Origin of the sequence: Methylobacterium sp. 1973, assembly GCF_040545035.1 — a bacterium.
Classification (GTDB): Bacteria; Pseudomonadota; Alphaproteobacteria; order Rhizobiales; family Beijerinckiaceae; genus Methylobacterium; species Methylobacterium fujisawaense.
On sequence record NZ_JBEPLA010000003.1, the window covers coordinates 47,612 to 60,045 of the forward strand.

General features: G+C 69.5%; 12 protein-coding genes. 6 read left to right on the forward strand and 6 right to left on the reverse strand.

All coding sequences use genetic code 11. The features are described from left to right. Position 1 precedes the first annotated feature (1 nt). Entirely contained in the window at positions 2-364 is a 363-nt protein-coding gene (locus ABIC70_RS07295) for a hypothetical protein (RefSeq protein ID WP_354439291.1), read from the reverse strand. 32 nt (positions 365-396) lie between these two features. Further along, positions 397-1,704, reverse strand: a complete 1,308-nt coding sequence (locus tag ABIC70_RS07300; RefSeq protein WP_043346575.1) for an MFS transporter — start codon at positions 1,702-1,704, stop codon at positions 397-399. Between the two features lie 280 nt (positions 1,705-1,984). Between ABIC70_RS07300 and ABIC70_RS07305 the strand changes: the two genes are divergently transcribed. From ABIC70_RS07305 to ABIC70_RS07330, 6 genes are read left to right on the forward strand one after another with little or no spacing between them, the layout of a single operon-like run. Next, a complete protein-coding gene (locus tag ABIC70_RS07305; protein ID WP_354439292.1) occupies positions 1,985-2,800 on the forward strand; it encodes an IclR family transcriptional regulator in 816 nt (271 codons plus the stop codon). A 15-nt stretch (positions 2,801-2,815) separates the two neighbouring features. Continuing rightward, the gene (locus ABIC70_RS07310) at positions 2,816-3,973 is read left to right on the forward strand and encodes a CaiB/BaiF CoA transferase family protein (RefSeq protein WP_043346580.1); all 1,158 of its coding nucleotides are present in this window, start codon (positions 2,816-2,818) and stop codon (positions 3,971-3,973) included. Between the two features lie 10 nt (positions 3,974-3,983). Continuing rightward, positions 3,984-4,700, forward strand: a complete 717-nt coding sequence (locus tag ABIC70_RS07315) for an enoyl-CoA hydratase/isomerase family protein (protein ID WP_043755295.1) — start codon at positions 3,984-3,986, stop codon at positions 4,698-4,700. 25 nt (positions 4,701-4,725) lie between these two features. Continuing rightward, on the forward strand, positions 4,726-5,553 hold the full coding sequence (locus ABIC70_RS07320) for a CoA transferase subunit A (RefSeq protein ID WP_279897390.1): 828 nt from the start codon (positions 4,726-4,728) through the stop codon (positions 5,551-5,553). Beyond that, positions 5,546-6,301, forward strand: a complete 756-nt coding sequence (locus ABIC70_RS07325) for a CoA-transferase subunit beta (RefSeq protein WP_354439294.1) — start codon at positions 5,546-5,548, stop codon at positions 6,299-6,301. The genes ABIC70_RS07320 and ABIC70_RS07325 overlap by 8 nt, the downstream gene beginning before the upstream one ends. A 37-nt stretch (positions 6,302-6,338) precedes the next feature. Continuing rightward, positions 6,339-7,802 (forward strand): class I adenylate-forming enzyme family protein, encoded by a 1,464-nt coding sequence (locus ABIC70_RS07330; protein WP_354439295.1) that lies wholly within the window; start codon positions 6,339-6,341, stop codon positions 7,800-7,802. Between the two features lie 72 nt (positions 7,803-7,874). Here the strand turns inward: ABIC70_RS07330 and ABIC70_RS07335 are convergent, their stop codons facing one another. The 4 genes from ABIC70_RS07335 to ABIC70_RS07350 form a co-directional block, all read right to left on the reverse strand. After that, entirely contained in the window at positions 7,875-9,068 is a 1,194-nt protein-coding gene (locus ABIC70_RS07335; protein WP_354439297.1) for a YbfB/YjiJ family MFS transporter, read from the reverse strand. Positions 9,069-9,087: 19 nt separating this feature from the next. Then, the gene (locus tag ABIC70_RS07340; RefSeq protein ID WP_354439299.1) at positions 9,088-10,242 is read right to left on the reverse strand and encodes an LLM class flavin-dependent oxidoreductase; all 1,155 of its coding nucleotides are present in this window, start codon (positions 10,240-10,242) and stop codon (positions 9,088-9,090) included. Between the two features lie 29 nt (positions 10,243-10,271). Then, positions 10,272-11,660, reverse strand: coding sequence for an MFS transporter (locus ABIC70_RS07345; RefSeq protein WP_354439301.1), 1,389 nt, complete (start codon positions 11,658-11,660; stop codon positions 10,272-10,274). Between the two features lie 139 nt (positions 11,661-11,799). Further along, positions 11,800-12,303: a flavin reductase family protein gene (locus ABIC70_RS07350; RefSeq protein ID WP_043346606.1), complete on the reverse strand. Its 504-nt coding sequence runs from the start codon at positions 12,301-12,303 to the stop codon at positions 11,800-11,802. Positions 12,304-12,434 lie beyond the last annotated feature (131 nt).

Below are 12,434 nucleotides of genomic sequence, written 5' to 3' on the forward strand. Positions count from 1 at the left end.
GTCATGGCATCACCTCCTTGTCCGGCTCTCTAATGGTTGCGCCGAGACATGCGGCGCTGGCCTTGGCCTGCCGCCCCTCGATCATCGCCTGGTCGACCACCTGCTTGAGCGGCATGCCGATCCACCGGGCGCAGCCCCTCGCGCCCGCGTCGGATCCGGCAAACGGCGTCACCCGTTGCGGCAGGCGCAGGGGCATCTGCCGGAGCGGGCGCTTGCCCGGATACGCCACCCGCGGACGCTGCCCGGTGCCGAAGGTCGGCGACGCGGAATCGGCCACCCCGCTGCGAAGCGGCGCGACGACCCGGCCGCCCGCGCCGAGGGCCGACGTCGTCAGACGACTTCGCCTGCCCATCACGGTTCGCATCCCTCCCGGGGGCGCACCGTTCCGATCCGCGCTCAAGCCGGCGTGACGGCCGCCGTCCCGCGTCGCGCGATGTCGGCGTTGCGATAGAGCGTCAGCGTACCCACGATCGAGAACAGCGCCGCGCAGGCGAGCCAGAGGCCCGGCATGGCACGGTTCCCCGTTTCGTGGATCAGATAGGTGCAGACCGCCGGTGTGAATCCGCCGAAGATCGCCTGCGCGAGACTGTAGGCCAGCGAGAAGCCGGTGGCGCGTACCTCGGCCGGCATGATCTCGGTCAACGTGACGACCATCACGCCCTGATAGCCACCGTAGAGGAATGACATCCACATCAGGGCGGCCAGAAGCCGGCCGAAGGACGGGTCCGACACGAGCCACGCCATAACCGGGTAGGCCGTGAGGCCGATCAGCACTGAGAAGGTCAGCAGCACCGGCAGGCGTCCCACGCGGTCCGACACCGCCCCCATGACGGGAACCCAGATGAAATTCGCGATGCCGACGCAGACGGTGACGACGAAGCTGTCATGGGCGCTCAGGCCGAGCACCTGACGCGCATAGGTCGGTGTATACGCCGTGATCATGTAGAAGAAGACGCTCGTCAGCGTGACGAGCAGCACGGCCCTGAGAACGATGGCCCAGTTCTGGAGGAGTGACCGGTAGATCTCGCCGAGTGTCGCGCGGCGATGCTTGGCCCGCTGCGCGAAATCGGCGCTCTCCTGCATCGAGCGCCGGATCCAGAACAGGACCGGAATGATCAGGCAGCCGATCAGGAACGGGATGCGCCAGCCCCATGCGAGCATCTGCTCCTCGGAGAGGAAACCGCGCAGGGACACGCCGATGATGGCGGCGAAGACCACGGCGACCTGCTGGCTGGCCGATTGCCAGCTCACGTAGAAGCCACGGTTGCCCGGCGTGGCGATCTCGGACAGGTAGACCGACACGCCGCCCGATTCCGCGCCAGCGGAGAACCCCTGCAGCAGGCGGCCGATCAGGACGAGAATGGGCGCGGCGATGCCGATCGAGGCGTAGGTCGGCGTGAAGGCGATCAGGGCGACGCCGATCGACATGATGGCGAGGCTCATGACCAAGCCGGCCCGTCGGCCGTGCCGGTCGATATAGGCGCCCAGCACGATGGCGCCGAGCGGGCGCATCAGGAAACCGATCCCGAAGGTGGCCAGCGACAGCATCAACGAGACGTACTCGTTGTCGTTGGGAAAGACCGCTTTCGCCACGGCAGCCGCATAGAAGCCGTAGACCATGAAATCGTACATCTCGAGGAAGTTGCCGCTGACGACGCGGAAGACATCCTTCTTGGAAGGTGGGCGTTGGGCCGAGGCGTCCATGGTTTCTCTCCCGTCAGCGGAGCGGTCACTTCCGCAGAAGTCTACCGCTGGTTCGAGAAGCGACGCAGGTTGTTCTATTATTTAGAACGCCGTCTCATGATTTATTAGGCTATGAAGGTCGTTGGCCGCCGTCAATGTCGAATCTGTTGCTCGCGCGATCCTCGAACCGACTGGTCGGGCGCAAGCACTTACATTCCGCAGCAATCCGGAAGCACGCCCTTGACGGGTCCGGATGCAAGGCGATAGCGTTTAGCAGAACGCTGTATCGGATATTAGAACGATGGACAGCACACTCATCAAAGGACTGACGCTTCTGGAGCACCTCGCCGGAAGCGATGCGCCCCGTGGCGTCAGCGAACTGGCGCGCGCCCTGAACCTCACGAAGAGCAATGTGCATCGCACGCTGCAGACCCTGGTGGCCGCCGGCTACGTGCACGCCAACCCGGGCGGCACCTACGCCTGCACGCTGAAGCTCTTCGAACTCGCCAGCCCGGTGGTGGCGCGGATCGACGTCCGGCAGGTCGCGGAGCCCTTCATGCGGGTCCTGGCCGAGCAGACGCAGGAGACGATCCACCTGTCGCTGCTCGACAGGGCTGACGTCATCTACCTGCACAAGATCGAGAGCCCGCAGCCGGTCCGCGCCTACTCGTCGATCGGCGGCCGCGCCCCGGCCTACTGCGTGGCTTCCGGCAAGGCGCTGCTGGCTTACCAGGAAGAGGCGCTGGCCCATCTGCCGGAGGCGCTCCCGCTTCACACGCCGCGCACGATCCCGACGCTGGACCTGCTGCGGCGGGAGCTGGAGCAGGTCCGGATCCAGGGCTTTGCGGTCAATCGCGGGGAGTGGCGCGAAGGCGTCTGCGGGCTCGCCGCCATCGTTCACGATGCCATGGGCCGTCCCGTGGCCGCGATCGGCATCTCCGGTCCGGCCGACCGCCTGAACCCGACGGCTCTGCGCCGCTTCAGCGACGTCGTTGTCGACGCGGCGCGCAGCCTGTCGCGTGCCCTCGGCTACAACCCCATCACCGTCTCATCCCATCCGGCGCCGCGCCACGCCCGAGGCCTCGCGCCCGAGCCTGCGTCGGCGACGGTTGTCTGATCGAGGAGTAGGCCCGTGCGACCGCTGTCCGGTATCCGCGTGATCGAGTTCTGCAGTGTTGCGGCCGGGCCATTCTGCGCCATGCTGCTCGCCGACATGGGGGCCGACGTCGTCAAGGTCGAGAACCCGGACGGCGGCGACACGATGCGGGCTTGGCCACCCCTCAACGAGGGCTTCAGCGAGAACTTCGCCTCGCTGAACCGCAACAAGCGCTCCGTGACGCTGGACCTCAAGGATCCGGCCGACAAGGCGCGGGCCCTTGAGCTCATCTCCTCCGCCGACGTGGTGCTGGAGAATAACCGCCCCGGCGTGATGAAGCGGCTCGGCCTCGATTACACCAGCGTCAGCGCCGGGCGCCCGAGCCTCGTCTACTGCTCGATCTCGGCTTTCGGCCAGGAGGGGCCGCGCTCGTCCGAGGCCGGGTTCGACCTGACGCTCCAGGCGATGAGCGGCGTGATGAGCGTCACGGGCGAGCCCGGTGCGCCGCCCGTGAAGTGCGGCGTGCCGATCTCGGATTTCGGCACCGGGCTCTACGCGGCCTACGCCATCGCGGCGGCGCTGCTCCAGGTGCGGGCGGGCGGCACCGGCGTGCACATCGACGCCTCGATGTTCGGGGCCTCCCTGGCGATGGCAGCCCTCCAGACCAGCGAGTATTTCGGCAGCGGCCGCGACCCGAAGCGGCTGGGCTCGGCCCACCCGCGCAACGCGCCCTATCAGGCCTTCCGCGCCAAAGACGGCTACTTCGCCATGGCGGCGGGCAACAACGCCCTCTACCGCGCCGCCTGCGCGGCGATCGGGCGGAGCGATCTCGCCGAGGACCCGCGCTTCGCCACCACCGCCCTGCGGGCGCAGAACCAGAAGGACCTCCTCGGGATCCTAGAGCGCGACTTCGCCGACCGCACCTGCGCCGACCTGCTCGCCCGGTTCCGCGCCGCGGGCGTGCCCTGCGCGCCGATCAACGGCTACGCCGACGCGCTCGCCGATCCGCAGGTCGAGCACATGGGCTGGGTCCAGCCACTCACCCTGCCGTCCGGGTCCGAGACGCGCACCTTCGTGTCGCCGCTGAAATTCTCCGGCGAGGGCTTCCCGATCTACCGGGAGCCGCCGGCGCTCGGCCAGCACAACGCCGAGCTGTTCGGCGACGGCGCTCCGGCCCGCGCCCGCACGGCTTGAGGGCAGCGTTATGGACGAACTCCTGAAGGCGCGCAGCGGCGAGACGCTGACCCTGACACTCAACCGCCCCGACAAGATGAACGCCCTGTCGGCCGCCCTGGTCGATGCGCTCCTTGACGCCGTGGGAGAGGCGGCCGGCGACGGGACCCGGCTCCTCGTGCTCAAGGGAGCGGGCCGGAACTTCAGCGCCGGGTTCGATTTCGGCGGCTACGAGGATCAGTCGGAGGGCGACCTGCTGCTCCGCTTCGTGCGGATCGAGCAGCTTCTCCAGGCGCTCGCCCACGCGCCCTTCGACACCCTGGCGCTGGCGCACGGGCGGAATTTCGGCGCGGGGGTCGATGTGGTCTGCGCCTGCGGCCGGCGGGTCGGCGATCCGGCCGCCACCTTCCGCATGCCGGGTCTGTCTTTCGGGCTGGTGCTCGGCACGCGGCGCTACGCCGATCGCGTCGGGGGCTCCAAGGCCCGGCTCGTCCTGCAGGAGGGCCGGGTGTTCGATGCCCCGGAGGCCCTGTCCGACGGTTTTCTCACCGCCATCGCGGCGACCGAGTCCTGGTCCGACACCGTCGCGGCCGCGTCGGAGGCGGCGACGCGGCTGTCCCCCTGGGCCGGCGCTGCCCTCAACCGCGCTGCCGCCCGCGACACCCGCGCGGACGACCTCGCCGATCTCGTCGCCTCGGCCGCGCGCCCGGGTCTCAAGGACCGCATCCGCGCCTACCGCGCGGCCTGACACGTTTCCGACCGGAGGACGCCCCGTGAGCGCCGGACCTCAGAAAATCATCCCCCTCGCGGATCTCGCCGCCCGGGTGCCAGACGGAAGCTCCCTCGCGCTGGGCGGCAGTTTCCTGCATCGCGGCCCCTTCGCGTTCGTGCGCGAGCTGATCCGTCAGGGACGTCGCGACCTCGAAGTCGTCAAGCAATCGCCGGGCTACGACATCGACATCCTGTGCCGCGCCGGCGCCCTGTCCCGGGCCAGGGCCGGCATCGTCGCCATGGAGGGCAATTTCGGCCTCGCCCCCTGGTACCGCCGCGCAATCGAATCCGGCGCCGTCCGCCTGGAGGAGCATGCCTGCGCCAGCCTGACCGCGGGCCTGCGGGCGGCGGCCTTCGGCGTGCCGTTCATGCCCTGCGGCGGCATCCACGGCTCGGACTTGGCCGCCCTGAACGGCTGGAAGACGATCGAGGACCCCTACGGCAGCGGCGAGGCGGTCTACGCCATCCCGCGGATCCAGCCGGACTTCGCGGTGATCCAGGCCAACGAGGTCAGCGAGTCGGGAGACGTGCGCGTCTTCGGGACCTCGCACTGGGACCGGATCATGAGCCGCTCGGCCAAGCGCGTGCTCGTGGTGGCTGAGCGGATCGCGCCGGACGCCTCCTTCCGCGACCAGCCCGAACTGACGCTGGTGCCCCACTTCCTCGTCGAGGCGGTGAGCATCGTGCCGAACGGGGCGTGGCCCGGCTCGCTCTGGCCGGATTACGCGATCGATTACCCGGCCGTGGAGGCCTACATGACCGACGCCCCGGGCGTGCTCGCCGACCACCTCGCGGCCGGCCCCGAAGCGCGGGAGGCCGCCCATGTCTGAGGCGGCGTCCAACGTGACCGGGACTTGGTCGGGCTTCTCCTACATCGTCACGAACCTCGCCCGGTTCGTGCGGCCGAACGAGATCACCTTCAGCGGCGTGAACTCGGCCCTGCCGATGCTGGCCTGTCTCCTGGCCAAGCAGGCCTATCCCTTCGCGTTCACCTACATCAACGTCGCCGGCGGGGTCGATCCGAACCCGTCGGAGGTGCCGATCTCCTCCTCCGACCCCGTGCTCGCCGAGGGCTCGCGGGCGATCTTCGCCAACGAGGATTTCTACGATCTCTGCACCCGCGGCCTGATGGACCTGTGCTTCCTGGGCGCCGCCCAGGTCGATGGCCTTGGCCGCACGAACGTCTCCTGCATCGGCGACTGGCACGCCCCGCGGGTGCGGTTGCCGGGCGGCGGTGGGGGGGCCGTGATGCTGCCCACCGCCCGCCGGGCGGTCACATGGCGCACGGAGCATTCCCGGCGCACCCTGGTGGAGACCCTCGACTTCGTCACAGCGGCCGGCGGCATGCACGGCGTGGTCACGCCGATCGCCGTCTTCACGAAGCGCGAGGGCCGGCTCGCGCTGGCCTCCTGGCATCCGGAGGCGAGCCTCGACGAGATCCGCGACCGTACCGGCTTCGCCTTCTCGGCGGAGGATGCCGGGCCGACGCCGCCGCCGACCCCGGAGGAGCGGGCGGCGCTGGCTTCCCTCGACCCGGCGGGCCGTTTCGCGGTCGATGCGGGCATCCGCCTGCGCTGAAGCGCGGGACAGACCAAGGGAAGAGGAGATCGCCGCCATGCCGGACTCGCTCAGCGCGCGGCTGCGCGCGGCCATCGCGCATCACGCCGAGGCGGGCCGCACGGCCCTCGCGGCCCCGGACCCCATCACCTACGCCGATCTCGGGGCACGCATCGACGCCGCCGCGGGGGCGATCCGGGACTGGGGCGTCGAGAAAGGCGACCGGGTCGGGCTGATCGCACCCAAGAGCGCGGCGGCCATCGCGACCTATTTCGGGGCCCTGCAGGCCGGCGCCTGCGTCTGCTTCCTCGAGCCCGGGCTCGCGCCGGAGGTTGTGGCCGAACAGGCGGCTCTTGTCGGCATGCGGCACCTCATCGTCGCCGAGGCTTACGCGGCGCAGGTGACCGGGCGCGCCCTGGCCGGCCTGGACGTCCGGGCGCTTGACGGTTTCAGCGGCGGGGCGGCCTTCGCGGCGGAGATCGGCCCGCGGGACGAGGCCATGCTCCTCTTCACCTCGGGGAGCACCGGCCGGCCGAAAGGCGTGCTGCTGCGCCACGAAGGGCTCATCTGCAACGCCACAGGCGTGCTCCGCCACACCGGCACGGGGCCCGAAGACCGGCTTCTCCACGTCATGCCGCTCCACCACACGAACGGCGTCAACAATCAGCTGATCGTGCCGCTCCTGGCCGGGGCCGAGATCGTGCTGATGGAGCGCTTCCAGGCCGAGGCCGCCCTCGACCATCTGCGCACCGGCGGAATCACCTACATGACCGGGGTGCCGACGATCTACGCGCGGATGCTGCCCCTGCTGCGCCAGGGCGAGCGCTTCCCGGGCCTGCGCTTCCTGCGCTGCGGCTCGGCGCCGATCACGCCGACCCTGCACCGGCAGATCGAGGACGCCTTCGGCGTGCCGCTCCTCGTCTCCTACGGCCTGTCGGAGGCAACCTGCACCTCGACCATGAATCCGCCGGGCCGGCGCCGCATCGGCACGATCGGAACCGTGCTGGAGGGGCAGATTGTCGGCCTGTTCGATCCCGTTACGGGTCGCCCGGTCGAGACCGGTCGGGAGGGGGAGATCCGCATCTCCGGCCCGACCCTGATGGCCGGCTATCTCGGCAGCACGGACCAGCCGATCGTGGATGGCTGGCTGCGCACGGGCGATCTCGGCCGCTTCGATGCCGACGGCTTCCTGTCCATCACCGGGCGCATCAAGGACGTGATCATTCGCGGTGGCGAGAACATCTCGCCCGCGCTGATCGAGCGACAGCTCGCCGCCCATCCCGCCATCCGCGATTGCTGCGTGGTCGGCGCTCCCGACGCGGATCTCGGCGAGGTGCCGGTGGCCTTCGTGGTGCTGCGGGAGGGCCAGGGCCTCGACGAGCCGGGCCTCAAGGATTTCGTGCGCGGCTCCCTCGCGCGGATCTATGTGCCGGCGCAGATCCACGAGCTCGATGTGCTGCCGGTCAATGGCGTCGGGAAGACCGACCGCAAGGCGCTGCGCAGCCTGCTGGCCGTTCCTTGATCCGCGCACGCAGGTGACGGTCCTCTCCTGGGCATCACGGCGCCCCCGCCGCCGGGTGGGCACCGCCGGCCTTCAGGCCGCCGCGTCGGCGGCCGGCAACGACAGGACCAGGGCCGCGGCGATCAGGAGCGCGGCTGCCGCGGCGAGGGACGGCACGGTGAAGCTTCCGGTCGCATCGGCTAAGACGCCCGCCGCTACGGGACCGATGACCTGCCCGGTCCCGAATGCCGCCATCATCACCGCGACGATACGCTGACGATTTCCGGCATGCAGCCGCCGCGCCCCGTCGATGCCGAGCGACGTCAGGGCCACGAACGTCCCGCCGAGGGCGACGGCCGCGTAGAGGATGGCCGGCACATGGGCCGCCAGGACGCTGGCCATCACCCCCGACGCCTCGACGAGGCACGCGAGGGCGAAGCTGATCCGAAAGCCCAAGCGCCGCTCGACCCAGCCCCAGATCGCGACGGACGGCGCCGCGGCGAGACCGACGCACAGCCAGACATAGGCCTCGGCCGTCGCGAGTTGCGGCAACGTCCGGACAATCGCGACCAGGAAGGTGGCGGTGATCACGTAACCGAAGCCGAACAGACCGTAGGCGATCACGAGCCGGGCGATCGACGCGGAGGTCGCGGTCCCCGCCTGCGCCCGGGAGGCGGCCGGGGCGGATCCCTGGAGCAGCCAGAGGATCGGTCCCGCGAGCCCCAGGGCCAGCACGCCGCTGATTATCCAGAGGCCACGCCACCCGCATCCGGCCTCCTGCGCGATGGACACGACCGCCGCGGACAGCGCGATCCCGCTCCCGACACCGGCGTAATGGAGCGCGGCCAGATCGGAGCGCCCGGTCCGCGTCAGCCGGTCCATGACCAGGGCCGTGGCGAGGACGAAGCCGAGGGCGCTCGCCGCGCCGCCGACGAAGCGCAGGGCGACGAAGGCGGCGAGCGTCGAACACGCGCTCATGGCGACGAGTGTGGCGACGCAGGTCCCCAGGGCGCTGGCGAGCCAGAGCCTGCGTGCCCGGAGCAGAAGCGGGTGCGCCGAGGCCAGGGCGCCGGCGAGGTAGCCGGCGAAGTTGGCGGAGCCGATCAGGCCCGTTTCTGCCCGGGTGAGGCCGAGCCCGTCCGCCATGGCGGGCAGGATCGGCGTGTAGACGAAGCGACCGATGCCGATCGCGACGGCGAGCGCGAGGAAGCCGGCGGCAAGGGCCGGGAACGGCAGCCGGCCTCCTGCCTCCCCCGCGGCCGGGACAGGCGCAGCGGCGCCGCTCACCGGCACCGACCGCCGCAGTTCATGTCCGCAGACCCGCCTGCTTCATCATCGGGATGACCGCCTCGCCGAAATAGGCGAGGTCCGGCAGGTAGTCGAAGAAGTTGACCTGGACGCCGTCGCAGCCGGCCGCCTGCAGCTTCACGAAGCCTTCGACGATCTGCTCGGGCGTGCCGACGAGGTGGACGTTTCCGCCGATCACCCACTGGGCGCGGCTGTGACCGCGCCAGGACTTGGTGTCCCCGCCCACGAAGGTCTGGACGAAGTTGTCGGCCGCGACGGGATCCTCAAGCTCCAGGATGCGGCGGTAGGCCTCCTGCGCCTCCTTCTCGGTGGGGCGGCAGATCACGTGGGGGTTGATGATCGTCTTGACCTGCCGACCCAAGGAGGCGGCGAGGTCCTTGATCCGGGCGTTGACCGGCGGCAGGGTCTCGTAGGCCTTGGCGGGCTCGGCGCCGCCGGGGCTCGTGATGAAGATCAGGTCCGAGTGCTTGGCCGCGTAGGCCAGCCCGGCGCCGGACGAGGCCGCGTTGACCAGGAAGGGCCGGCGGGGCCCCGGACGCGGCGCCAGGAAGGCGTTCTCGGTCTTCCACCAGCGCCCCGCGAAGGTCAGGTTCTCGTCCTCGGCCCAGAGGCGCTCCAGGAGCGTCGTGAACTCGTCGGCCATGTCGTAGCGCAGGTCGTGCTCGATCATGTCGAGGCCGAACATCCGGTACTCGCTCGGCTTGTAGCCCGTGACGACGTTCACGCCCCAGCGGCCGCCGCTGATGTGATCGAGCGCGGCCCCGAACTTCGCGAGATGCAGGGGGTGCCACGCGTAGAGGATGTGCACCGTGTTGATGAGGACGATCCGCTTCGTCATCGCCGCCAGCGCGGTGTTGACGATGATCGGATCGAGCTCGTGCTCGCGGAAATGCATCTCGCCGCCGTAGCCGCCCTTGCCCATCCACTGGGCGAGGCCGAAGGCGAGGTCGAAGCCGAGATCCTCGGCCTGCCGCGTACACTGGGCGAGGTAGTCGAAGGTCCAGGAGGTCGAGCGCGGGGCCCGCGACGGGCTCCAGGCGCCCTCCTGCATCGGCAGGAACAGCCCGAGGATGAGCTTGTTCGGCGCGAGGCGCTCCAGGGGCGAGGCCGGCGCGTCGTGGGCGGGCGGCGTGAGAGGGTTCTGGGTGAGCATGCTCGTCACCTTCACGGGTCAGGCGGTGGTCAGGAGAGCGTGGGCTTGGCGTTGGACGCGACGAGGGGTTGGCCAGCGTCCGGATCGGGCGCGCGCGGCGCGACCGAGATGTAGTCCTCCTGCGAGCGGTCCTTGAGGAGCGCCGCCGAGATCAGGCTGATCGCCGCGATGATCGCGAGGTAGCAGCTGATCGCCGTGGAGGTGCCGTAGGTGTGCATCAGCCACGTCGCGATGATCGGCGCCGGGCCGCCCGAGGTGAGGGAGGCGAGCTGGTAGCCGATCGAGGCGCCGCTGTAGCGCACGTTCGGCGGGAAGCTCTCGGCGATGAAGGCGGCCTGCGGCCCGTACTGCATGTCGTGGACGACGAGAGAGGCGACCACCGTCAGGGCGATCACGGCCGGGATCGCGCTGTTGATCAACCAGTAATAGGGGAAGGCGAAGACCAGCATCGTGAAGGCGCCGATCAGGTACATCCGCTTCCGGCCGATGCGGTCCGACAGGTAGCCGAACAGCGGCGTCGTGATCAGCGAGGTTGCGGCGGCCGCCAGCACGCAGTTGAACAGGAACGACCGTTCGAGCTTCAGCACGCCGGTGCCGTAGGAGAGCAGGTAGGTGGTGAAGAGGACGAACGGCGCCTGCTGTCCGGTGCGGATCAGGCAGGTGAGCAGGATGTCCTTCCAGTACAGCCGCACGGCGTCGAGGACCGGTGCCTTGGCGACCTGCTTCTTGGCCTTCATCTCCTCGAAGACCGGGGTCTCCAGCACGCCCAGGCGGATGTAGAGGCCGACGGCGATCAGGACGGCGCTCAGCAGGAAGGGGATGCGCCAGCCGATCGTCTCGAACCACTCGGGCGAGCCGGCATGGGTGACGACGGTGAGGACGAGGACGGCCAGCAGCATGCCCAGCGGCGAGCCGAATTGCGGCCAGCTCCCGGCCAGGCCGCGCCGCTTGTTGAACTGACCCCACTCGGTCGCGACCGCGATGGCCCCGCCCCACTCGCCGCCGACCCCGACGCCCTGCAGGATCCGCAGGGTGGTCAGGGCGACGGCCCCCCAGATGCCGATCGAGTCGTAGGTCGGGATCAGGCCGATGAGGACGGTGCTCACCCCCATCAGCATCAGCGTGACCACGAGCGTGGCCTTGCGGCCGATCCGGTCGCCGAAATGTCCGAAGATCGCCGCCCCGAAGGGACGGGCCACGAAGCCGAGAAAGAAGGTCGAGAAGGAGAGGAGCGTCGCCGCGAACGGGTCATGCGACGGGAAGTAGAGCTTCCCGAAGACGAGCGCGGCGACGAGACCGTAGAGGTAGAAGTCGTACCACTCGATCATCGTGCCGATCGTGGCGGCGATCACGGCGCGACGCGCGTGCTTCGCCTGACCCGGATCCAATCCGGGCCGGCTGTCTTCTGCAGAGGCCATCGTTTCCACCCTCGTGTTGGCGTCTTGAGCGATTGCGCTCTCTTCTTCTTGGTGCAGATCCTTTTGGGGCCACACTGCTCTCCGGCCGGTTCCCGTTGGCGTCACGGGCCGGCTGCGTCGGGAGAGGATCGGCTCGCCGTCAGGCGTAGTGCAGGGCCATGTCCTCCAGACGGCAGAAGCGACCCTCGTGGTAGAGGAGCGGAGACTTGCTCGCGACCGCACAGGTCACGATGCGCCCGATGAAGATCGTATGCGTGCCGAAATCCGTCTCCTGCACGACGGCGCATTCGAGCGTCGCGTCGGCGTCGCGGATCAGGGGACAGCCGGTCTGGCCGATCCGATGGTCGATGTCGGCGAACGGATCCGGCTTCTTGGCGGCGAAGTGCCCGGCCAGCTCCTCCTGATCGCTCGACAGCACGTTGACGGCGAAGGTGCCGGATCGACTGATCACCGGATGCGAGCGATTGGACTTGTTGACGATGACGAGCAGGCTCGGCGGATCGGCCGAGACGCTGCAGACGGCGGTAGCGGTCATGCCGTTCATCACAGCCCCGTCGGCGGAGGTGATGACGTTCACGGAGGCCGCGAACCGCCGCATCACCGACTTGAACTGATCTCCCGATATGCTCTGGGACGGGATCATCACAACACATCCTTCCTGCGGTCACGGCGCGCGCAGCATTCGGCCGGTGCCGCAATCCACGCGACAGGCCGGGCAAGCGGTGGAGCGGTTGCTCTGACCGGCGATTATCTCGACGAACGACACGATAGCGC